Raw genomic sequence first — 21,729 nt, 5'->3', positions numbered from 1 at the left:
CGCCGAGCGGGGATGAACTCGCCCGAAAACGCCGAATCCTTAGCGTGTCTGAGCACATCGCAACGTCGAGCGCGTTACTCTCATCGGCGTGATCCCCATGCGTCGTTGCTGCCGACCAGGTTGCAAGAATCCCGCTGTTGCGACGCTCACCTACGTGTACTCCGACTCGACCGCGGTGGTCGGGCCACTGGCGACGGTGGCCGAACCGCATTCCTGGGATCTGTGTGAAACACATGCTTCCCGCATCACCGCACCAAAGGGTTGGGAGATGGTTCGCCACGAAGGCGGATTCTCTTCCAGCACACCGGATGACGATGATCTGACGGCATTGGCCGAAGCGGTCCGCGAGGCCGGGCTGCGCCGCCGTCCGCCGGAGCACGACCAGCGTGGCTACTCCGATTACGCCCCGCCCGCACCGCGCGCCACGCGCACCGGCCGGCGTGGACACCTCCGAGTACTCCCGGACCCGCCCAGCTAGCAGTCGGGACGGGACCGTGTCAGGGGCGTCGGCGCGAGCCACTAGGGTGGTCACCATGACTGTGGCCCGCTCTGCCGAATTCGTGAACGCGGTGATCAAGGCTTATGACGTTCGCGGGGTCGTCGGTGAACAGATCGACGGAGAATTCGTCAAGGATGTGGGGGCCGCGTTCGCGCGGTTGATGCGCGCCGAGGGCGCGACCCGCGTGGTCATCGGACACGATATGCGCGAGTCCTCCCCGGAACTGGCCGCCGCCTTCGCCGACGGCGTACTCGGCCAGGGCCTCGACGTGGTGCACATCGGGCTCGCCTCGACCGATCAGCTCTACTTCGCCTCCGGTGACCTCGACTGTCCCGGCGCGATGTTCACCGCAAGCCACAATCCGGCCCGCTACAACGGCATCAAGCTGTGCCGAGCGAAGGCGCTTCCGGTCGGTCAGGACACCGGTCTGGCGACGATCAAGGACGAGGTGATCAATGGGGTTCCCGGCTACGACGGAACGCCGGGCAGCGCCACGAGAGTCGATCTGCTGGCCGATTACGCGAAGTTCCTGCGCGGGCTGGTCGATCTCGACGATGTCCGCCCGCTCACCATCGCGGTGGACGCGGGTAACGGCATGGGCGGGCACACCGTGCCCGAGGTGCTGGGCACCGTGGCGCAGCTGACCCTGGTGCCGCTCTACTTCGAGCTGGACGGCTCGTTCCCCAATCACGAGGCCAATCCGCTCGATCCGAAGAATCTGGTCGATCTGCAGGAACTGGTCCGCAAGTCCGGCGCCGATATCGGCCTCGCCTTCGACGGCGACGCCGACCGCTGCTTCGTGGTGGACGAGAACGGCAATCCGATTTCGCCGTCGGCGATCACCGCCCTGGTCGCCGAGCGTGAGCTGGCCAAGGAACCGGGCGCGGTCATCATCCACAACCTGATCACCTCGCACTCGGTGCCCGAACTCGTGCACGAACTCGGCGGCACCCCGGTGCGCACCCGGGTCGGGCATTCGTTCATCAAGCAGGAGATGGCGGCCACCGGCGCGGTATTCGGCGGTGAGCATTCCGCGCACTACTACTTCCGCGATTTCTGGGGCGCCGATTCCGGCATGCTCGCTGCCCTGCACGTGCTCGCGGCGCTCGGTGAGAAGGATCGGCCGATTTCGGAGCTCATGTCGTCGTACGAAACATATGCGGCGTCCGGAGAGATCAACTCGACAGTGGCGGACGCGAAGGAGCGGACGATGGCTGTAGTGGACGCATTCGGGGATCGGGCCATATCGGTGGACCGGTTGGACGGGGTCACCGTCCAGCTCGCCGACGACGCCTGGTTCAATCTTCGCGCGTCGAATACCGAACCGTTGCTGCGGCTGAATGTCGAAGCCCGAACGACGGAGGAAGTAGACGCGCTCGTGACCGAGATCCTGAGCATCGTCCGGTCCTGACTGGAATAGTGGAATCAGGGCGGATGAAATCGCACATCCACGCGGTGACAGTCAGTTGCGCTGGGTTCGGCGAGCGGGGGAATAGACGGCTCGGCCCGATACCGAGATTCCGAGCATCGTCCGGTTCTGACTGGGATAGTGGAATCACAGCCGGAATGGACGCGCAGGCTCACGATTCGACGCCCGAGGAAGGGGACGGCTCAGCCCGATACCGTGATTCTGAGCATCGTTCGCTCCTGACTGGAATAGTGGAATTACAGACGTTGGATTCGCCCGACCCGGGCGCACGTGTCGATCCCTCCGAGTCGACAGCCCGGGTGGGAGCAGGGCGGGACCGCACACAGCGCGATGAGGGGAGGTGGGACGCCCGATGATCGCTGGAACACCGGTGCTCGACCTCGACGATGCCGCTTCGCTCGAGGCCGCCGATGTCGGCGGCGCCCTGCGCTCTGCGGCATCCGGCGGCGCGCAGGTACGCGCGACCGCGGCAGCAGTCGGCGAGGACGCGCTCGCGCGCCTCGCGGATCTGCGACCACGCAGCGTGGTGCTGGTCTCCGGCTCGGGCCGGGCCGCACGCGCCGCAAGTCTGATCGTCGCCGCACTCGGCGACCGTGCCGGCCTACCCGTGGTCCCGGTCGCTGCCCTTCCACCATGGGTCGGCCCGCTGGACGTGGTGCTCGTCGCGGGTGACGACGCGGGCGATCCCCGGCTGATCGATGCGGTCGACCGGGCACAGCGCCGGGGCGCCGAGGTTGTGGTCGCCGCGCCGCACGAAGGTCCGCTGCGGGCCGCGGCGGCCGGGCGTACCTCACTGCTGGAGCCGCGGATTCCGGTACTGGACCACAATCGTCTACTGCGCTTCCTCGCGGCCTGTATCGCGGTGCTGCGCATCGTCGATCCGACCCGCTCCGGCGCCGCGGTACCCGATCTGACCGAGCTGGCCGATGTGCTCGATGCCGAGGCATTGCGCGATGGGCCGCACAACGAGGTCTTCCACAATCCGGCCAAGACGCTGGCCGCGCGCATGCAGCAGCGCGCGGTCGTGCTGGCCGGGGACTCCCCGGCCGCCAGCCAACTCGCCGAGCACGGCGCCGAGGTGCTGCTGCAGTCGGCGGGCAAGGTCGCCACCGCGGTGGATCTGGCCGAGGCCGTGGCCGCCAACCCCCGAATGGTCGAGGGCGCAGGCGAATCCGCGCCGAACTTCGATCCGCTGTTCCACGACGAGGAACTCGACGGACCGGCGCCGGTGGAGCGCATCCGGGTGTTCGTGCTCAGCTCGGATCTGGATCAGGCCGCGGCGCGCCGCCGGCTTGCCGTCTTCGGCGGCACCAGATCAGGTCTGGTCGACGCCGATCTGGTGAGCGCGGATATCGAACCGCTGCACACCTCGCTCACCGATCCCGCCACACCAATGCCTGCCAGAGTGGATGATTCGGGCGCGCCGCTGCCCGGCACCATCGCCCATGCCAGCGAACTCGAACAACTCGCGGTGCTCGCACTGCGCTTGGAGATGGCCGCCGCCTACCTGCGGTTGATCGGCTCGCGCAGTGGTGCGACACAGTCCACGGAACAGCTCGACGGGGGACACTACTAGTGCACGAACTCGTTGGTGCGCTGCGTTCCTATGCCTGGGGTTCACGCACCGCACTCGCTCAGTTGTGCGGCCGACCGGTCCCTTCCGCGCATCCGGAGGCGGAGCTGTGGTTCGGCGCGCATCCCGCCGATCCGGCGCATGTCCGCTTGGAGAACAGCACCCGCTCCCTGCTGGAATTGGTCGCGGACGATCCGGAGCGTGAACTCGGGCCCGCCGCACCGGAATTCGGCGGGCGACTGCCGTTCCTGTTGAAGATCCTGGCCGCCGAGGAACCGCTATCGCTGCAGGCGCATCCGAGTTCGGCGCAGGCGCGGGCCGGATTCGAGCGCGAGAACCACGCGCGGGTGCCACTGGATTCGCCGATGCGCAACTATCGCGACGAGAACCACAAGCCGGAATTGGTTGTCGCGCTGGACCGGTTCGAGGCGCTGGCGGGATTCCGGGATCCACATCGCACGGTCGAGCTGCTGCGCGCACTGGATGTGCCGGGACTGCGCTCATATGCGGATCTGCTCGCCGCCCAACCCGATTCGGCCGGACTGCGGACGCTGTTCACGACCTGGATCACGCTGCCGCAGAATGTCCTCGGCACACTGCTCCCCCAGGTGCTCGACGGATGCGTGCGCTATCTCTCGGTGAAGGGCGCCCGGGAGTTCACCGCCGAGGCGCGCACCACACTCGAACTCGCCGAGGCATATCCGGGCGACACCGGCGTGCTGGCCGCGCTGCTGCTCAATCGGCTGACGCTGGAACCGGGACAGGGACTGTTCCTCGCGGCGGGCAATCTGCACGCGTATCTGCGCGGACTGGGTGTGGAGATCATGGCCAACTCCGACAATGTGCTGCGCGGCGGTCTCACGCCCAAGCATGTCGATGTGCCGGAGTTGCTGCGGGTGCTGGACTTCGAGCCGATCGATCTGCCGGTGGTGCTGCCGGAACCGGCGGGTGACGGGTCGGTGCACTACCGGACGCCCGCGCCGGAGTTCGCGCTGCGGCGGTTCGATCTGACCACCGGATCAGGGCAGGTACCGTTGACATCCGCCGGACCTGGAATCGTGCTGTGCACGGTAGGGACTGTGCGGCTGTTGCAAGGGGTGAGCGAGCTGGTGCTGGAACGCGGTGCGGCGGCGTGGATATCGGCGGCCGACACCGAGATTCGCGCCCAGGCCGTCGACGGCGACGCCCAGTTGTTCTGCGCCTGCGTCGGCGGCACGAACTGACCTGTCGCCCAGTTTGTTCATCTGCTGCCTTAGGCTGTTCGTTCGACGGGCCTCCTAACCGGACAACAACGGAGCGAGTGTTACGAGCGACGTTCGCGGCCCGTCTCGCGTCCGAGTGGCCGAACGCATGCGACGAAGTCGCGAGTCTCGGCTGCGCCGCTAGCGACTGCTTGCAGGTCGCTCGAAAGGGTCGGACGCGAGACACCCAGGGGGCCGCGAACACACAGCGCCACAGGCGCTGCAAATCGGACACAGGAGGACCTGACCCAGATGTCGGCTGGTGGTGGCAAAAAGGCGATTCTCGCCGCGTTGTCGGCGAACGCGGGGATCGCGGCGGCGAAGTTCGTCGGCGCGTTCATCACCGGTTCCGGGTCGATGCTGGCCGAGGCGGTGCACTCGGTCGCGGACACCGCCAACCAGGGACTGCTGCTGCTCGGTCAGCGCCGCGCCGCACAGGATGCCGATGAACTGCACCCGTTCGGATACGGGCGCAATCGCTACTTCTATTCGTTCATCGTGGCGCTGGTGCTGTTCACCCTCGGCTCGATCTATGCCATCTACGAGGGCATCCACAAGGTTCAGCATCCGGAGGAGCTGAGCAATCCGATCGTCGCGATCGTCATCCTGTTCATCGCGATCTGCCTCGAGGGCTTCAGCTTCATGACGGCGATGCGGGAATCCATCCCGCTCAAGGGCAATTCGAGCTGGTGGCGGTTCATCCGCAATTCGCGCAGTCCGGAACTGCCGGTGGTGCTGCTGGAGGACACCGGCGCGCTGGTCGGTCTGGTCTTCGCATTCGCGGCGGTCGGGCTGACCATGCTCACCGATGACCCGATCTGGGACGGCATCGGCACTCTCGCCATCGGTGCACTGCTCGGCGTCATCGCGCTGATCCTGATCGTGGAGATGCAGAGTCTGCTCATCGGTGAGGGCGCGACGCCGGAGGAGGACAGGGCGATCCGGGCCAACCTGGTCGACGGCAAGCGCATCGACCGGGTGATCCACCTCAAGACGCAGTACCTCGGGCCGGAGGAGATCCTGGTGGCAGCCAAGATCTCGATCGTGCCCGATCTGGATATCGAGGATATCGCCGCGGCCATCGATGACGCGGAGGCCAGGGTGCGGGCGGCCGTGCCCGCCGCGCGGGTGATGTATCTGGAACCCGACCTGTACCGGACGCGGGCCTGATTCGGTGATCGCACGCGCGTCCTGCCGCGCGATCCGGCCCACGAAAAGTGCATGCTCAGGCGGGATTCGGTGTGCGCAGCAGATCCAGTGGGTCGGTGTGAATGCCGAACTCCGTGCGCAGCACGTGCCGCGCGGCATGCAAACCGGACATGCCGTGGACACCCGGGCCGGGCGGGGTCGAGGCGGAGCAGAGGTAGACGCCGGGTAGTGGTGTGGCGTATGGGTTCCAGCGGGGGACCGGGCGGAAGGCGAACTGGCGCAGGGTCATCGCGCCCGCGGAGATATCGCCGCCGATGTAGTTGGCATTGTGCGTCGGCATCTCGGCGCCGGTGACGACATTCTTGGCCAGGATCAGGTCGGTGAAACCCGGGGCGAATCGTTCAACTTGGGCGATGACGGCGGCGCTGATATCGCGGGCGGAGCCGTTCGGGACGTGAGCGTAGGTGTAGAGCGTGTGGCCGCCCGCCGGTGCCCGCGTCGGGTCGACCACACCCGGCTGAATGGCGAGGACATACGGACGATCCGCGTGTTGTCCTGCGGCGATGGTCTTTTCGGCGGCCATTGCCTCCGCGCGGGTACCCACCAGATGCAGTGTCCCGGCCAGTTCACAGCCCGGTGCCCGCCATGGCACCGGCCCGGACAGCGCGAAGTCGACCTTGCAGGCCGCGCCGCCATAACGGAAGCGGCGCAACCCCTTTGCGTAATGATCCGGTAGCCGGTCCCCCGCCATGCGCAGCAGTTCGGCGGGCGCGGTATCCAGCACAATCGCACGCGCGCCGCCGAATTCGTCGAGCGATTCGACGCGGTGCCCGGTGACGAGCTTGCCGCCGAGGCGTTCGAGTTCGGCGATCAACGCATCCGGAATGGCCTGGCTGCCGCCGCGTGGCAGCACCCAGCCTCCGGCGTGCGCGAGTGTCGCCAGCAGCATGCCCGCTCCGGCCGCGGGGATGGCGCGCGGCGGCGTGATCGCATGCGTGGCAACGCCGGTCAGCAGTGCCGGTGCCGTCTGCTCGCGAAATCGTAGGTTCCACAGGGGCGAACCCTGCTCGAGCACCCGCAGTCCGAAGCGCAGTCCGGTCAGCAGGTCGGCCGGCGGACGGCGCAGATCCGACATCGCCAAATCCACGACCTGCTGCCAATGTCGGACCATCGGCTCGAAGAGCGCACGCCATGCGGCCCCGTCACGGCCGAGATCAGCGGCGGTACGGTCGAGATCGCGCCAGGCCACACCGGCAGTTCCGCCGTCGAGCGGATGCGCGTAGGACACCTCGGGCGCGAGCAGTTCGACACCATGCGCGGCCAGATCGAAGGCGCGAAAGAACGGCGACGCCAATGCCATCGGATGTGCACCGGCGCAGACATCGTGCCGATATCCGGGCAGCGTCAGCTCGGCGGTGCGGCTCCCGCCGCCCGCGGTGGCCTGCGCCTCGTACACCTCGACGGTGAGACCGGCACGGGCCAGGATCACCGCCGCCGCGAGACCGTTGGGACCGGAACCGACCACGACGACATCAGGCATACCTCGATTCTGCCGGGCCGACCGAGGCTGTGCCGTTACCCGCGCGAGGTATCGCGCACGCCCTGACCCGTCCACTGGCCGAGCAGCACCCGGATGCGCTCTTCGCGCAGGTCGTCGACCAGGCGACCGCTGCGATCCAGGGTGGCGATGCCGTGCACCGTGCTCCAGACCACCTCGGTGCCCGCCTGTAGATCGAACTCGCCGGCGAACGGCGCGTATGCGCTCTGGATCTCATCGAACGCATCACGCAGCGCCTGTGGTGCGTCGTTGCCGAAGTTGAGTTCGGTATCGAGGACGAACATCGCGTCATAGCGGGCCGGATTCTCGGTGGCGAAGTCCAGGTAACCGCGCACCACGGCCTCGAGTACCGCGACCGGATCCTGCGCGGCCGCTCGCCTTTCCCGCAGATGGGCGGTGAGTTCGACGATTCCCTGCTCGGCGACGGCCGACACGATCGCCGCCTTACCCGCGAAATGGCTGTAGAGCACCGGCTGGCTGTATTCGATTCGTTCGGCCAGGCGGCGCACGGTCACCGCCTCCCAGCCCGAGGTTTCGGCGAGTTCACGTGCGGTGTCGATGATGCGCTGGTGTCGTTCGGCTCGTTCGCGTTCTTTGCGGCTCTGCGTGGTCATAGTCGAAATTCTAGCAGCGCTAGACAAACTATCGAGGCTCCATTAATGTAGCTCGAAGACCTAGCGTCGCTAGATTTTGGAGCACTAGTTCGAGGAGCACCCGTGACCATCTCGCGCATCGCCACCGTCCTTTCCCTCATCGGCGCGGCCTTCATCCTCTACATCGGCATCAGCTACCTGGTCACGCCGGAAACCACTGCCACCGGATTCGGCCTGCCGGAATGGCCGAAGGGCGACGCGGTCGCCTTCATGAATCTCAAGGGCGTCCGCGATATCGTCTCCGGGCTGATCATCCTGGTGCTGCTCGCCACCAAGCAGCGCTACGCCCTCGGCATCGTCACCCTCGTCATCGCGCTGGTTCCGATCGGCGACATGCTCACCGTGCTCAGCTGGGGCGGATCCACCGCGGCCGCCTTCGGCATCCATGGGCTTACCGCCGCACTGGTCGCCGTGACCGGTGTGCTGCTGATCCGCGAGCGGACTGTCGCGAATCGACAGGAACGCGCCGAGGTCAAAGCCTGATCACCGGTTCCGAAACCGCCGCCGACCTCGCAAATCGCTTGGTCGGCGGCGGTATTCGCGATCCGGCACACAATCCGGATCGCGCCGATGAGTTTCGGCGATCAGCACCGTCCATACCGCTGAACGCAAGAACAGAGGAGACGAACATGGCAACGACCAAGCCCAAGGGGCCCGCGTCCTACTTCCCATCGATCGAGGCCGAATACGGCCGCACCATCGACGAGTGGAAGTCCGCCGTGCGCGCGTCGAATCTGGCCTCGCACAAGGAAATCGTCGAATGGCTGAAGTCCGAGCACAGCTTCGGCCACGGCCACGCCACTGCGATCGCCCAGCACTACCTGAATCCGGAGAAGTGGGCCGACTGATCCCACCGACACCACGAAGGGGCCCGCAGATCCTGCGGGCCCCTTCGTTATACGGGTACAGCTAGGCCGAAACCAGATCCTTGGCGTCGTCCTGCTGCGGCCGCGGGCCGTGGTCATCGTCGACCATGGTCCGCTCGTCGAAGGGCAGTTTGCGATCGAGGACCGTGTGCACTCGGTCCACATCGACGGTCTTGGTCCAGGTGCCGACCAGCACCGTGGCGATGGCGTTGCCCGAGAAGTTGGTCAGCGCACGGGCTTCCGACATGAACCGGTCGATTCCGACGATGAGGCCGACGCCGTCGAGCAGTTCGGGACGATGGCTCTGCAATCCGCCGGCCAGCGTGGCCAGACCCGCGCCGGTGACACCCGCCGCGCCCTTGGAGGCGACGATCATGAACAACAGCAGGCCGACCTGTTCCCCGATGCCGAGCGGCTTGCCCATCGCATCGGCGATGAACAGCGACGCCATGGTCAGGTAGATGGCGGTGCCGTCCAGGTTGAACGAGTATCCGGTCGGCACAACGACACCGACCGTGGTCCGTTCGACGCCGAGGTGCTCCATCTTGGCGATCAACCGCGGCAGCGCCGACTCCGAAGAAGAGGTGCCGAGGATCAGCAGGTACTCCCGCGCCAGATAGCGGACCAGTTTGAAGACCGAAACCCGCGACACGCTCCACAGCAGCACGCCGAGCACGCCGAAGATGAACACCAGACAGGTCAGGTAGAACGCGACCATCAGCAGCGCGAGTTGCTTGACCGCATCGAGTCCGGTCTTGCCGACCACATTCGCGATCGCGCCGAACGCACCGATCGGGGCCAGCCACAGGATCATCGACAGAATCCGGAACACCAGCTTCTGCAGCGATGCGACACCGCGCAGGATCGGCTCGCCCGTCTTCCCCATCGCCTGCAGCGCAAACCCGACGAGAAGCGCGATGAACAGCGCCTGCAGCACACTGCCGGTGGTCAGCGAGGACAGCAGCGTGGTCGGAATGATGCTCTGGATGAACTCCCAGGTACCACCCGCGGCATGCGCCTGATCGGCCAGCTTCGCGCCCTGGTTGGCGGTCTTGGCGATATTCATGCCGGAGCCCGGCTCCAGCAGGTTGCCGACGACCATGCCGATGCCGAGCGCAACTGTCGACATCACCAGGAAGTACCCGAGCGCGAGTCCGCCGACCTTGCCGACATTGGCGGCCGAGCGCACCGAGCCGATGCCGAGCACGATCGTGCAGAAGATGACCGGCGCGATCATCATCTTGATCAGATTGACGAACATCGTGCCCAGCGGGCCGACGTCCTGACCGAATTCGGGGGCCTTCCAGCCGACCAGAATTCCCGCGATGACGGCGACGATGACGGCCAGATAAAGCCAATGGGTGCGGTCGCGTGGCACCGGCCGCAGTGGTGTTGCGGCGGTGTCCGTTGTTCGGTCGGTGCTATCGCTCATGCGGGGGAAGTCCTCTTCAAGTGGTACCGGCGTGAGGTGGCTCACGCCCTCACGTGCACAATGTTGGCTGCTAGAGGTGATGGCGGTCACGCTTTGGTGCATTACGTTCAAAATGGCACGAGGGAAAGAAAGTGTTGCGCGGTGAGAAACACGGGGGACGCGGTCGGCTATCGCTGGCCGGACAGGCCTTCGTGCTCCAGCTCGTGGTGCTCGGGTTGGTCATCGGAATCGGGGCGGTGCTAGCCGTCCTGGACACCAGGCATCACAGCGATGTCACCACCTCGCGCGAGGTCACCGATGTCGCGGTGACCGTCGCACAGGCGCCCTCCACCCTCGAAGCGCTACGCACCTCCAACCCCACCGCCCTGCTGCAACCGGTGACCGAACGGACCCGCATGGCGACCGGGATGGACTTCATCGTGGTGATGGCCCCGGATCGGACCCGGTACACCCACACCACACCCGAACGCATCGGGCAGCCGTTCAGCGGCAATATCGATCGGGCACTGGCCGGCGAGACGTTCACCGAGACGTTTTCCGGAACGCTCGGGCCCTCCATTCGAGCGGTCACACCGGTCTACGACGACGGTCGCATCGTCGCATTGGTGTCGGCGGGCGTAACGCGGGCGCGGATCGGCGCTCAGGTCGGCACGCAATTGCCGTTGATTCTCGGCGTGGCCGCGGCGGGTCTGGTGGTCGCGGCGGCGGGTTCGTTCCTGCTGAGTCGCCGGATTCGCCGACAGACGCACGGTCTCGCGCCGGATGAGCTGCGCACGATGTACGAACAGCACGATGCGGTACTGCATTCGATCCACGAGGGCCTGGTGGTGTTCGGTCCGAACAGTGATGGTGCCGAAGTCGTCAACGACGAGGCGCGCAGGCTGCTCGATCTGCCCGATGGGCCCGTCGCGCGCGCGGATCTGCCGATCTCGATGCAGCGGATGAGTTGGGGGGTGGTCCGCGACGAGATGCATGTGACCACGGATCGGATTCTGCTGGTCAATCAGGATGTCGTCACCTGGGACCGGCGGCCGATCGGCACCGTGATCACCATTCGCGACCACACCGAATTGCGCACCGTGATGGGTGAACTCGATTCGGTGCGGGGTTTCGCGGAATCGCTGCGCGCGCAGGCGCACGAATCGGCCAACCGGCTGCACACCGTGATCACCATGGTCGAGTTGGGCCGCTATCGAGAAGCAGTGGAATTCGCGACCGCGGAACTTCAACTGTCCCAAGCCCTAATCGATCGGCTGCTCGCCTCGGTCGGCGATCCCGCACTTGCCGCATTGCTGCTCGGCAAGGTGAACCAGGCCGCCGAGCGCGGCATCGAGCTGACGATCACCGAGGATACGGCGCTCGACTCGACCGCGCCGCTGTCCGCGCAGGAGACGGTGACGCTGGTGGGTAATCTGATCGACAATGCCATCGACGCAGCCGCTGACGGCTCGGTTGGCTGGGTGGAAGTGACTGTGCGTCAACAGTATTCGTCAGACGTGGTCGATCCGGCGCTGGCACCGGATCCGGCGCTTGCCATCGAGTCGGCGACGGCGTTGGAGTCGGTGCGATCGGCGAACGATTCGGCACTGTACGTGCGCGTCGCGGACAGCGGGCCCGGAATGTCGGCGGAAACCTTCGCCCGCGCCGCCGAACGCGGCTACTCCACCAAGGCCGACCATCAGGGCCTCGGGCTGGCACTGGTCCATCGCCTTGTCGACCGGCACGGCGGCGTGATCGGCACCGAACGCGATCCGGAAAGTGCCGTGACCGTGACGATCCCACGAAAGGATGCGCGATGATCCGAGTGTTGATCGTCGAGGACGAGCCATTGATCGCCGAGGCGCACCGCGCCTACGTCGAACGGATTCCGGGCTTCAACGCGGTCGCGGTCGCGCACACCGGTCGCGAGGCCATGCGCGCCGCCGCCGATGCCGCCGCCGAGAATGCGCCGATCGACCTGGTGCTCATGGATATCGGACTTCCCGATGCCAGTGGCCTCGATGTGGCCGCCGCCCTGACCGGCCTCGCACCCCGCCCCGACGTCATTGCCATCACCTCGGCCCGCGACCTGGCCATGGTGCGCACCGCAGTCTCCTACGGCGTGGTCCTCTACCTGCTCAAACCGTTCACCTTCGCCGCCTTTCGCGACAAACTCGAACGCTACCGCGAATTTCGCACCGCTCTGCCCGCAGGCGAAACCGCCATCTCCCAACACGACATCGACCGAGCCCTCGGCGCGCTACGCACCTCCGACCAACGCGCCACCGCCCCCAAAGGCGTTGCCCCCCAAACCCTGGACGAAATCTCCCGCACCGTCCGCGACGCCCCCGGCGGCGTCACCGCCGCCGACACAGCCAGCACGGTCGGCGTTTCGCGCATTACAGCCTGGCGCTACTTGGAAAAGCTGGCCGACGACGGCCTCGTCGACCGCAAATCCGACTACGGCCGAGCCGGCCGCCCCAAAACCCGCTACATCTGGAAAATCCGCCCGGAATAAATCGCTATTCCGGATGGGCAGTGCGATTTGTCAGTTCGGGCGGGGTTTGGGGGTGGTGCGGAGGTGGGCGCGTTCGCCTTGTTTGCCGAAAAGGCTCAGGAATTCGACGGGGTCGGGGCCGGCGGTGCCGAACCAGTGCGGGACGCGGGTGTCGAATTCGGCGGCTTCGCCGGGGGTGAGGACTACATCGTGTTCGCCGAGGATCAGGCGGAGGCGGCCGTTGAGCACGTAGAGCCATTCGTAGCCCTCATGGGTTCGTGGGTCGGGGTCGCGGCGGATATTCGGGGGGATCACCAGTTTGTAGGCCTGGATGCCGCCCGCTCGGCGGGTCAGGGGCAGATAGGTCATGCCGTGGCGGGTGGTCGGGCGCAGGTGGATGCGCGGGTCGCCGGTGGGTGGGGCGTCGACGAGTTCGTCGAGGGTGACGCCGTGCGCCTTGGCCAGCGGCAACAGTAATTCGAGGGTTGGGCGGCGGGCACTGGATTCCAGGCGCGACAGGGTGCTCACCGAGATGCCGGTTTCCGTCGAGAGGTCGGCCAATGTGGTTTCGCGTTGGCGGCGCAGCGCGCGTAACCGAGGCCCGACCGCGTCGAGGGCTTGGCCGAGGTCGTTGTCCATGCCAACCAGATTGCCATATCGGCAAGTTTGTTTGCCAAAATCGGCGACCGGGCCGCATGGTCGTTTCGAGGAGGTGGTCATGTGACCGAGCAAAGCGAGGGAACCATCAGCACAGCATCAACGGTCGCAGCGGAGCCGAGCGCCAGCGAGGTGGAGCTGTGACCGATCATTTGAATGACGGCTATGACGTGGTGGTGATAGGCGGTGGCGCGGCCGGATTGAGCGGCGCGCTGATGCTTGCCAGAATGCGACGGTCAGTGGTTGTGATCGATGCGGGGCAACCACGCAATGCCCCGGCCGAGGGCGTGCACGGACTGCTCGCCAGGGACGGAACGCCACCGGGCGAATTGCTCGAACGCGGTCGGGCCGAGGTCCGCGGCTATGGCGGACATGTGGTGAACGGCGAGGTCATCACGGTCGCGCGGGATGGCGACGGATTCGCGGTGTGCCTCGGTGACCGGTCCGTGCGGGCACGTCGGCTCTTGGTGACCACCGGTCTGGTCGATGAGCTACCCGAGATCGCGGGACTGCGGGAGCGTTGGGGCCGCGATGTGATCCACTGCCCGTACTGCCACGGCTGGGAGGTCCGCGACCAGGCCATCGGTGTGCTCGGCACCGGCCCGATGGGGGTGCACCAGGCACTGCTGTTCCGTCAGCTCACCACCGATGTCACGTACTTCTCGCACACCATGCCACCGACCGCCGAACAGTCGGAGGAGTTGAACGCCCGCGGCATCCGCGTGGTGCACGGCGAAGTGACGGCGCTGGAGATCGTCGACGACCGCCTCGCGGGAGTGCGGTTGAGCGACGGCACCGTAATCGCCCGCGAGGTCGTGGTGGTCGGCTCACGGATGGTCGCCCGAGCGAACTTCCTCGAAACACTCGGACTGCAACCGACCGAACACCCGGCAGGCGTCGGCGAATACATCACCACCGACGCCACCGGCCGAACCGATGTGCCCGGCGTCTGGGCCGCAGGCAATGTCACCGACCTGACGGCCCAGGTCGGCGCGGCCGCAGCAGCAGGCGCGGCCGCAGCAGCTCAGATCAACGCCGATCTGGTCGCCGAGGAAACCCGCCGAGCCGTTGCCGCCTACCGCGAACCGTTCTCCGCCGAAACCGAAGCGCAACTGTGCGAGGCCGTTACGGGCGACCGTCGGCACGGCATATAGTCCTCAGACCGTCGTCGGCTCGCGAGCCGGGGTGCCGGCCCGGCGACCGAGCCGAACCGGCATCCGCTCATATCCGTGCAGCGTGAACAACTTTCGACGCTGCGGCGCCCCATCGAGTTGCAGGTCCGGGAAGCGCTCGAACAAGGATTGCAGCGCGTAGGTGCTTCCATGCGGGCCAGGCTCGCACCGAGGCAGACGTGGATGCCGCTACTGAATGTCAAGTGCTCCTTGGCATTCGAGCGGCCTACATCGAAGACATCTGGATCGGCGAAGACGGCGGGATCGCGGTTCGCACCTGCCAGCGACAGCACCACGGTATTGCCCTTGTGCAGCGGCACACCCTCGAGTTCCAAGTCGGTCGATGCGATTCGCGCCGTCGTCTGCACCGGCGCATCGATGCGCAGCACCTCTTCGACCGCATTCGGCCAGAGATCCGGTTCGGCGCGCAATCGATCCAACTGTTCGGGATGCGTGACCAATTGGGCGACGCCGTTGCCGATCAGGTTGACCGTGGTCTCGAAGCCCGCGCCCATCAACAGGCTCGCGGTCGCCTTCAAGGCGAAATCGTCGAGTTCACCCGAGGTGACCAGACTGCTGAGGATATCGTCGCCCGGTTCGCGACGCAGTCGCGCGATATGGCCGTCGAGGTAATCGTTCATCACCTCCATCGAGCCGAGCGCACGCCGGAATGCCCGCCAGGAAATCCCGATATCGAGCAGCGGCGTCATCCGATCGCCCCAGTCCAGGAATAGCTTTCGGTCCTTTTCCGGGAAGCCGAGCATTTCCGAGATGATGGCGATCGGCACCTGCGCGGCATACGACGCGATCAGATCGGCCGAACCACCCGAGGGCAGCGCACCGAGCAGTTCCTCGGTGACGGTCTCGACCCGTTCCCGCAATCGGCGGATCGCACGCGGGGTGAAGGCCGACGCGACCGGCTTACGCATCTGCGTATGCTGCGGCGGGTCGATGACCAGCATGGACGGCGGCTCGACCGGATTGGGCGGCAAGGGAAGTCGCTCGGCGAGCAATTGCAGCGGCTTCGGAATATTGAAGCTGTCGGTGGTGCGCACACCGAATCGGTTGTCCCGCAGTACGGCTCGGCACAGCTCATGGTCGAAGCTCGCCCACGCGATCGCGGTGCGCTGCAGCCGCCCCTGTCCGCGCAGCCGCTCGATCAGTGGATAGGGATCGGCGAGACCATCCGGTCCGCCCATCAGTTGGGCGAACGGATCGCCGCGCCGCGCCTGGGTGCGCAGGGCCAACCGCGGCGCACCCTGCACCGATAACCACCGGAACCAGTACTGCGGCTTCATCACTTCACCAACCCCATCGTTGCGCGACAATTCCACCGTACGCACTCCCCGGCCAGGGTGGAACGTCCCATGGTCGGACGCCGACCTATACCAGGGTAGGAGCTCAGCCGCGCTGCGCGGTGACCCGCTCGGATTCGATGCGCCGCTCGCGCAGCGCCGGATCCGGATTGACCACCTGCACCAGTGAGGCCCCCGCCACCAGCACCGAGACGAACCCGTCGATCAGTTCGGCCGGGGTATCCCAGGAAGTGTTCGACAGCACCCGGTCGCCCTCGGAAAACCCTTGCAGCACAGCGGATTTTCTGGCCTCGGCGAGCACCTCGGAGACCGGCATCCCGCCCAGCGCCACCCCGGCGCCGCGCGGCATGAACTGGTCGCCGTGCACCCGCACGGAGGTGGCGAAATCGGTGATGCCGATCGGCAGATCCCGCACCGGCATGCCGAAGGCATCCAACGAGAGCGCGGCGACCTCCGGAATACCGTCGGTCTCGTCCAATCGCTCGGCGGTCGCCAGCGCCAGATCGGCATCCGGATCGGGCCCGAGCACTACCTCGGTCCCGGCCCACCAGCAGCCGAGCAGCACCGCGGCGGTCTGCCAGTGCGCGGGCAGCAGCACCGCGACACGCGCACCCGGGCTCAGCCCGAATTCGTCGCGGATCAGATTGGCGGTCTTGGCCGCCCAGTTCGCCAGGGTCAGCCCGGAGAGTTCGATCCGGGCGCCGGTGGCATCGTCGTAGTAGGTGACGCGCGGACCGGCCGGGTCGCGCTCGAGGATCGGATCGAGTACTGCCTCGGCGAGTGTCAGCACGTGGTCGTGGTCACGCATCGGTCAATTCACGCATGGTCAATTCACGCATTTCGGTCCGTTCTGGCCTGCGTCGATCGGTGGAGCCGGCGGTACGGGCGTTGCGGTGCTCGACGTTTTGGAGAAGTCGAACATGCTGCCCGCGGTCGAGCCCGGACCAGAATAGTCGCTTGCCAGCACGACGCTGACCGAATCCGGGGACAACGTGCTGTCCGCGATGACTGTCAGGCCGCCGAGCGCCTTCGCGACCGCCTTGGCCTTCGGATTCGAGGTATCCATCGCTAGTACTCGACTGCTGGTGACGCTGGGCCCGGTGTAGTTGCCGACTATTCCCTCTTGGAATCCCTTGGCCGTCAACGCCTGTGCCACCTGTCCCGCGAGCCCGCCGATCCCACTCGCATTGAACACACTGACGCTCACCGATGCCGGATCGATCGTCGGCTCGGCATGATCCTCCGACTTGCCGTCGACCAGCGAAGCCACATACGACTTCACCGCTTTCGGATCCACCCGTACGACCGATTCACCATCGCTGGTCGTGTCGTTGAGATCGGCGACCGGAATCGTCTCGAAACTGACCTGACCGCCCGAAAGATCCTTCAACTGTTGCAGAAACGCCAGCACGTCCCAATCGTCGTCCAGCACGACGGTGCGACCGACCGCATCACTGAGATTTCGCAACTTGCCCGGATTGCTCAGTGTCTTGGTGCTGAGGACCTGGCCGACCAACCGCGCCATGAAGACCTGCTGGCGCACGATCCGGTCCAGATCGCCGCGCGGCAGATCATGGCGCTGGCGCACGAAGCTCAAAGCCTGTGGGCCGTCGAGCTTCTGACGACCCGCCCGGAAGTCGGCGCCGGACATCCATTCGTCCACGGGATTGTTCAGGCAGACATCGACCCCGCCGACCGCATCGGTCAGCAGCACGAACCCGAGCAAACTGACCTCGGCGTAGTGGTCGACCGTGATGCCGGTGAGATTGGCCACTGTCTTGATCAGCGCTTGGCGACCGGCCTGGGTGGACTGCTTTTCCGCGTCGGCCTCCGAGACGCCCTGGTTGATCAGCTTGCGGCGCTGAGCCTCTTTGGTCGCGCCGTAGGCCGAGTTGATCTTGCTCGTGCCGACGCCTGGAATGTCGACATAGGAGTCGCGCGGAATGGAGATGGCGGTGGCGGAGCGGCCGTCGTTCGGGACGCGAACCAGCACGATGGTGTCGGTATTGGTGCCGACCTCATCGCCCGCATGCAACATGGCGCGCTCATTGCTGCTGAGCGGATTGCCGTGCGCGTCGGTGCGGCTGTCCACGCCGACCAGCAGGATGTCGACGGCGCCGTCGCTCCCGCCGCCGAGGCCGAGGCCGCCGATGCGTTCGATATTCGAAATCAGCGAGTCGACACTGTGCCAGGCGAATCCGGTGATGAGCAGGACCAGCACCGCCCCGGCCGCGACGAACGCGCGCAGCGGACCCAGGCCGCTCCCGGCTGCGGGTAGTCGCGACGACGCTGTCGCCCTCATCTTCTGCGGCACCACTGCATCCTCTCGCCAAAAACCGAGCATCCGGCTGCGCTTGCCCGCGCGCTCCCAGCTGATGTACCGACTGCGCGGCGCCGGTTCGTAGAAGCCGACACGTCGCTGACTCGACCGCCCCGCCTCCGGTAGCCCCCGTCTTGCTTGCCCCGAGGCTAACCGACGGCTACCGCGGCGGACCACAACCGCAGGTGCCACGGCGTGCCAGACTCGTGCCCGTGACCGCGATATCGCCCTCATCGACCGTAGCCGCGCGCCTCGTCGTGACCGGTGCCGGTGGGCAGTTGGGACGCGAACTGTTGCACCGCGCACCCGATGCCCACGCCTTCGGTCGCGACGAATTGGACATCACGGACGCGGACGCTGTGCGCGCCGCACTCGAACCGGGTGATGTCGTGCTGAACTGCGCCGCTTACACCGCCGTCGACCAGGCCGAGTCCGATCCCGAGGCCGCCTTCGCGGTCAATGCGACCGGACCGGCGGTACTCGCTGCCGCCTGTGCGGAGGTGGATGCCCGATTGATCCATGTTTCGACCGACTACGTGTTCGCGGGAACCCACGACAAGCCGTATGACACCGACGACCCGACCGAACCCGCCACCGTCTACGGCAGATCCAAATTGGCAGGCGAACAGGCCGTGCTGGCAACCGCGCCGCACGCGCATGTGGTGCGCACCGCGTGGGTATATACCGGGCGCGGAAGCGATTTCGTCGCGACCATGCTGCGGCTGGAACGCGAACGCGACACCCTCGACGTGGTCGACGACCAGCTCGGCTCCCCGACCTACGCCGCCGATCTGGCCGCCGGACTCCTGGAATTGGCGGGTCGGCCGGATGCGCCGCGAGTGCTGCACGCCACCAACTCCGGCCAGGTCAGCTGGTTCGAATTCGCGCGGGCGATATTCGCCGGAATCGGCGCGGATCCGACTCGGGTGCGCCCGTGTGACTCGACCGCATTTCCGAGACCCGCACGGCGCCCGGCATATTCGGTGTTGTCCAACCGTTCCTGGGCCGATGCCGGACTGACTCCGCTGCGCCGGTGGGAGGTCGCACTCGGGGACGCGCTGTCGGGGTTGTCACAGTAGGCTGCATGCCCGTGAGGGAGCGACAGCGAGTGAACCAACAACACAGCGCGCAATCGCGCACGACGGAGCCGAGCGTCAGCGAGGAGCAGTCGTGAGCGAGCGTCAGCGAGTGAACCAAAGACACAGCGCGCTTTCGCGAACGACGGAGCCGAGCGTCAGCGAGGCGCAGTCGTGAGCGATTCCGGATCTGCTGCCCCCGGCGGCCTTGTCGTCGTCACGGTGACTTATTCACCCGGCGAGCACCTCGAGCACTTCATCACCACCCTGGCCGCTGCCACCAGCGAAAAACCGCAGGTGATCCTCGCCGACAACGGTTCGGTGGACGGTGCGCCTGAGCTGGCGGCGGAGGCCAACGCACACGTGCGGCTGCTGCGGACCGGCGGAAATATCGGTTACGGCGGTGCGATCAACCGGGCGGTCGCGGAGATCGATCCGAGCGTCGAATTCATCGTCATCGCCAATCCGGATATTCGCTGGGGCAGCGACTCCATCGACAAACTGCTCGCCGCCGCCAAGCGCTGGCCGCGGGCGGGCGCGCTCGGACCGATGGTGCGCGAGCCCGACGGCAGCGTCTACCCGTCCGCACGCTCGGTGCCCGGACTGCTCGACGGCGCCGGACACGCCATTCTCGGCACCGTGTGGCCGTCGAATCCGTGGACCCTGCGCTACCGCCAGGACAACGAGCAGATCTCCGAGCGGGCCGTCGGCTGGCTGTCCGGTTCGTGTCTGCTGGTGCGGCGCGCGGCCTTCGATTCGATCGACGGCTTCGACTCGCGCTACTTCATGTACATGGAGGACGTGGACTTCGGCGACCGGATGGGCAAGGCCGGTTGGCACAACGTCTTCGTGCCCGATGCCGAGGTCACCCATGCCAAGGGCCACGCGGCCGGACGCCATCCCGAGGTGATGCTGCCCGCCCACCACGCGAGCGCGTACCGATTCCAGGCCGATCGGCATCCGCACTGGTGGCAGGCGCCGCTGCGGTTGGCGTTGCGGGCCGGACTTGCGATCCGTTCCCGAATTGCGGTTCGATCTGCGCTGCGTCAACAGGCGCGGGAAGCCCAGAGCTAACGTCACAAGTTCGGCACACAACAGTGCCGAACCCGTGTCGCTGGGTACTGAAACTGGTGTCTGTCCGGTGACGCGCACCACCGAGCACACGATCCACTGTGAACAGGGAGCATGATGGCAGGAAATGCAGGCACCGACGCCGTGATTCTGGTCGGCGGCCAGGGCACGCGGTTACGTCCGCTCACCCTGTCGGCGCCCAAGCCGATGCTGCCGACGGCCGGACTGCCGTTCCTGACCCACCTGCTCGCCCGCATCGCGGACGCCGGAATCACCCACGTCGTGCTCGGCACCTCGTTCAAGGCGGAGGTCTTCGAGGAACACTTCGGTGACGGCGCCGACCTCGGCCTCGACCTCGAGTACGTCACCGAGACCGAACCGCTCGGCACGGGTGGCGGCATCCGCAATGTGCTGCCCAAGCTGCGCGCCGACAACATCATGGTGTTCAACGGCGACGTGCTCGGCGGCACCGATCTCGGTGCGATCCTGGACACCCACGAGTCCACGAATGCGGATGTGACCCTGCATCTGGTTCGGGTGAGCGATCCGCGCGCATTCGGCTGTGTGCCGACCGACGAGGATGGGCGGGTCACCGCCTTCCTGGAGAAGACGCAGGATCCGCCGACCGATCAGATCAACGCCGGTTGTTATGTCTTCCGGCGCGAATACATCGAGAAGATCCCGGCGGGGCGACCGGTGTCGGTGGAGCGCGAGGTGTTTCCCGCGCTGCTCGCCGAAGGTGCCCGCGTGCAGGGACACGTCGACTCCTCCTACTGGCGCGATATGGGTACGCCGGAGGACTTCGTCCGCGGCTCGGCCGACCTGGTCCGCGGCATCGCACCCTCCCCGGCCCTGCCCGGACAGCGTGGTGAATCTCTCGTCCACGAGGGTGCGGGCGTCGCCCCAGGCGCGCTGCTCATCGGCGGCACCGTCGTCGGGCGCGGCGCCGAAGTCGGCGCAGGCGCGCGCCTCGACGGAGCGGTGCTCTTCGACGGCGCCCGCATCGAAGCAGGCGCCACCGTGGAACGCTCCATCATCGGCTTCGGCGCCCGCATCGGCCCCCGCGCCCTCGTCCGCGACGCCGTCATCGGCGACGGCGCCAACGTCGGCGCCCGCTGCGAACTACTACGCGGCGCCCGCATCTGGCCCGGCGTCGATATCCCGGACGGCGGCATCCGCTTCTCCACAGACGTGTAATAGAAAGGCGCACCAGGCTATTCGGCGTGCGCGAGGTTGGCGCA

General features: G+C 66.6%; 20 protein-coding genes. 13 read left to right on the top strand and 7 right to left on the bottom strand.

Translation table 11 applies throughout. From position 1 onward, the window contains the following. The first annotated feature begins 97 nt into the window (after positions 1-97). The 5 genes from ACFYOW_RS43555 (at position 98) to ACFYOW_RS43535 (ending at position 5,912) form a co-directional block, all read left to right on the top strand. A complete protein-coding gene (locus tag ACFYOW_RS43555) occupies positions 98-478 on the top strand; it encodes a DUF3499 domain-containing protein (RefSeq protein ID WP_083898166.1) in 381 nt (126 codons plus the stop codon). 61 nt (positions 479-539) lie between these two features. Next, a complete protein-coding gene (locus ACFYOW_RS43550) occupies positions 540-1,910 on the top strand; it encodes a phosphomannomutase/phosphoglucomutase (protein ID WP_387297025.1) in 1,371 nt (456 codons plus the stop codon). Between the two features lie 370 nt (positions 1,911-2,280). Further along, positions 2,281-3,504, top strand: coding sequence for a tobH protein (locus ACFYOW_RS43545; protein WP_387296968.1), 1,224 nt, complete (start codon positions 2,281-2,283; stop codon positions 3,502-3,504). Continuing rightward, positions 3,504-4,724: a mannose-6-phosphate isomerase, class I gene (manA, locus tag ACFYOW_RS43540; RefSeq protein ID WP_387296966.1), complete on the top strand. Its 1,221-nt coding sequence runs from the start codon at positions 3,504-3,506 to the stop codon at positions 4,722-4,724. The genes ACFYOW_RS43545 and manA overlap by 1 nt, the downstream gene beginning before the upstream one ends. Before the next feature lie 270 nt (positions 4,725-4,994). Beyond that, the gene (locus ACFYOW_RS43535; RefSeq protein WP_387296964.1) at positions 4,995-5,912 is read left to right on the top strand and encodes a cation diffusion facilitator family transporter; all 918 of its coding nucleotides are present in this window, start codon (positions 4,995-4,997) and stop codon (positions 5,910-5,912) included. A gap of 55 nt (positions 5,913-5,967) precedes the next feature. On the opposite strand, the gene ACFYOW_RS43530 is transcribed toward ACFYOW_RS43535, so the two are convergent. Both ACFYOW_RS43530 and ACFYOW_RS43525 read right to left on the bottom strand, forming a co-directional pair. Further along, on the bottom strand, positions 5,968-7,431 hold the full coding sequence (locus tag ACFYOW_RS43530; protein WP_387296963.1) for a phytoene desaturase family protein: 1,464 nt from the start codon (positions 7,429-7,431) through the stop codon (positions 5,968-5,970). A 35-nt stretch (positions 7,432-7,466) separates the two neighbouring features. Continuing rightward, complete coding sequence (locus ACFYOW_RS43525; RefSeq protein ID WP_387296961.1) at positions 7,467-8,063, bottom strand: TetR/AcrR family transcriptional regulator; 597 nt, start codon at positions 8,061-8,063, stop codon at positions 7,467-7,469. Positions 8,064-8,165: 102 nt separating this feature from the next. Between ACFYOW_RS43525 and ACFYOW_RS43520 the strand changes: the two genes are divergently transcribed. Both ACFYOW_RS43520 and ACFYOW_RS43515 read left to right on the top strand, forming a co-directional pair. Continuing rightward, positions 8,166-8,585: a DUF4267 domain-containing protein gene (locus ACFYOW_RS43520; RefSeq protein ID WP_387296959.1), complete on the top strand. Its 420-nt coding sequence runs from the start codon at positions 8,166-8,168 to the stop codon at positions 8,583-8,585. Between the two features lie 146 nt (positions 8,586-8,731). Further along, the gene (locus ACFYOW_RS43515; RefSeq protein WP_387296957.1) at positions 8,732-8,950 is read left to right on the top strand and encodes a DUF4287 domain-containing protein; all 219 of its coding nucleotides are present in this window, start codon (positions 8,732-8,734) and stop codon (positions 8,948-8,950) included. 61 nt (positions 8,951-9,011) lie between these two features. Here the strand turns inward: ACFYOW_RS43515 and ACFYOW_RS43510 are convergent, their stop codons facing one another. Continuing rightward, entirely contained in the window at positions 9,012-10,400 is a 1,389-nt protein-coding gene (locus tag ACFYOW_RS43510) for a cation:dicarboxylate symporter family transporter (protein WP_387296955.1), read from the bottom strand. A gap of 131 nt (positions 10,401-10,531) precedes the next feature. On the opposite strand from ACFYOW_RS43510, the gene ACFYOW_RS43505 reads away from it, so the two are divergent. Together ACFYOW_RS43505 and ACFYOW_RS43500 are read left to right on the top strand one after the other, a co-directional pair. Then, on the top strand, positions 10,532-12,199 hold the full coding sequence (locus ACFYOW_RS43505) for an ATP-binding protein (protein WP_387296953.1): 1,668 nt from the start codon (positions 10,532-10,534) through the stop codon (positions 12,197-12,199). Next, complete coding sequence (locus ACFYOW_RS43500) at positions 12,196-12,897, top strand: response regulator (RefSeq protein ID WP_387296951.1); 702 nt, start codon at positions 12,196-12,198, stop codon at positions 12,895-12,897. The genes ACFYOW_RS43505 and ACFYOW_RS43500 overlap by 4 nt, the downstream gene beginning before the upstream one ends. Before the next feature lie 30 nt (positions 12,898-12,927). Here ACFYOW_RS43500 and ACFYOW_RS43495 read toward each other — a convergent pair whose 3' ends face one another. Next, positions 12,928-13,515, bottom strand: a complete 588-nt coding sequence (locus tag ACFYOW_RS43495; RefSeq protein WP_387296949.1) for a helix-turn-helix domain-containing protein — start codon at positions 13,513-13,515, stop codon at positions 12,928-12,930. A gap of 158 nt (positions 13,516-13,673) precedes the next feature. Here ACFYOW_RS43495 and ACFYOW_RS43490 point away from each other — a divergent pair, with 158 nt between their 5' ends. Then, a complete protein-coding gene (locus tag ACFYOW_RS43490; RefSeq protein WP_387296947.1) occupies positions 13,674-14,687 on the top strand; it encodes an NAD(P)/FAD-dependent oxidoreductase in 1,014 nt (337 codons plus the stop codon). Here the strand turns inward: ACFYOW_RS43490 and ACFYOW_RS43485 are convergent. From ACFYOW_RS43485 to ACFYOW_RS43475, 3 genes are all read right to left on the bottom strand, one after another. After that, positions 14,609-16,003: a cytochrome P450 gene (locus ACFYOW_RS43485; RefSeq protein WP_387296945.1), complete on the bottom strand. Its 1,395-nt coding sequence runs from the start codon at positions 16,001-16,003 to the stop codon at positions 14,609-14,611. The two genes, ACFYOW_RS43490 and ACFYOW_RS43485, sit on opposite strands and share 79 nt — an antisense overlap. 103 nt (positions 16,004-16,106) lie before the next feature. Beyond that, the gene (locus ACFYOW_RS43480; protein WP_387296943.1) at positions 16,107-16,829 is read right to left on the bottom strand and encodes a TIGR03089 family protein; all 723 of its coding nucleotides are present in this window, start codon (positions 16,827-16,829) and stop codon (positions 16,107-16,109) included. 18 nt (positions 16,830-16,847) lie between these two features. Continuing rightward, a complete protein-coding gene (locus tag ACFYOW_RS43475; protein WP_387297023.1) occupies positions 16,848-18,323 on the bottom strand; it encodes an LCP family protein in 1,476 nt (491 codons plus the stop codon). Positions 18,324-18,553: 230 nt separating this feature from the next. Between ACFYOW_RS43475 and rfbD the strand changes: the two genes are divergently transcribed. The 3 genes from rfbD (at position 18,554) to ACFYOW_RS43460 (ending at position 21,685) form a co-directional block, all read left to right on the top strand. Then, positions 18,554-19,420: a dTDP-4-dehydrorhamnose reductase gene (rfbD, locus tag ACFYOW_RS43470; RefSeq protein WP_387296941.1), complete on the top strand. Its 867-nt coding sequence runs from the start codon at positions 18,554-18,556 to the stop codon at positions 19,418-19,420. A gap of 171 nt (positions 19,421-19,591) precedes the next feature. Continuing rightward, complete coding sequence (locus ACFYOW_RS43465; RefSeq protein ID WP_387296939.1) at positions 19,592-20,491, top strand: glycosyltransferase family 2 protein; 900 nt, start codon at positions 19,592-19,594, stop codon at positions 20,489-20,491. 114 nt (positions 20,492-20,605) lie between these two features. Further along, positions 20,606-21,685, top strand: a complete 1,080-nt coding sequence (locus ACFYOW_RS43460; RefSeq protein ID WP_387296937.1) for a sugar phosphate nucleotidyltransferase — start codon at positions 20,606-20,608, stop codon at positions 21,683-21,685. The last annotated feature ends 44 nt before the right edge of the window (positions 21,686-21,729 follow it).

Origin of the sequence: Nocardia sp. NPDC006982 (assembly GCF_042869435.1) — a bacterium.
Classification (GTDB): domain Bacteria; phylum Actinomycetota; class Actinomycetes; order Mycobacteriales; family Mycobacteriaceae; genus Nocardia.
This window is presented reverse-complemented; position numbering and strand designations above follow the sequence as displayed.

Excerpts from the sequence above, each read along its gene's own strand:
- ACFYOW_RS43535 (WP_387296964.1), top strand. The coding sequence starts at position 4,995 with ATGTCGGCTGGTGGTGGCAAAAAGGCGATTCTCGCCGCGTTGTCGGCG.
- ACFYOW_RS43530 (WP_387296963.1), bottom strand. The coding sequence starts at position 7,431 with ATGCCTGATGTCGTCGTGGTCGGTTCCGGTCCCAACGGTCTCGCGGCG.
- ACFYOW_RS43510 (WP_387296955.1), bottom strand. The coding sequence starts at position 10,400 with ATGAGCGATAGCACCGACCGAACAACGGACACCGCCGCAACACCACTG.
- ACFYOW_RS43555 (WP_083898166.1), top strand. The coding sequence starts at position 98 with ATGCGTCGTTGCTGCCGACCAGGTTGCAAGAATCCCGCTGTTGCGACG.
- ACFYOW_RS43480 (WP_387296943.1), bottom strand. The coding sequence starts at position 16,829 with ATGCGTGACCACGACCACGTGCTGACACTCGCCGAGGCAGTACTCGAT.
- ACFYOW_RS43460 (WP_387296937.1), top strand. The coding sequence starts at position 20,606 with ATGGCAGGAAATGCAGGCACCGACGCCGTGATTCTGGTCGGCGGCCAG.
- ACFYOW_RS43495 (WP_387296949.1), bottom strand. The coding sequence starts at position 13,515 with ATGGACAACGACCTCGGCCAAGCCCTCGACGCGGTCGGGCCTCGGTTA.
- ACFYOW_RS43515 (WP_387296957.1), top strand. The coding sequence starts at position 8,732 with ATGGCAACGACCAAGCCCAAGGGGCCCGCGTCCTACTTCCCATCGATC.
- ACFYOW_RS43525 (WP_387296961.1), bottom strand. The coding sequence starts at position 8,063 with ATGACCACGCAGAGCCGCAAAGAACGCGAACGAGCCGAACGACACCAG.
- ACFYOW_RS43485 (WP_387296945.1), bottom strand. The coding sequence starts at position 16,003 with ATGAAGCCGCAGTACTGGTTCCGGTGGTTATCGGTGCAGGGTGCGCCG.
- ACFYOW_RS43545 (WP_387296968.1), top strand. The coding sequence starts at position 2,281 with ATGATCGCTGGAACACCGGTGCTCGACCTCGACGATGCCGCTTCGCTC.
- ACFYOW_RS43475 (WP_387297023.1), bottom strand. The coding sequence starts at position 18,323 with ATGAGGGCGACAGCGTCGTCGCGACTACCCGCAGCCGGGAGCGGCCTG.
- ACFYOW_RS43500 (WP_387296951.1), top strand. The coding sequence starts at position 12,196 with ATGATCCGAGTGTTGATCGTCGAGGACGAGCCATTGATCGCCGAGGCG.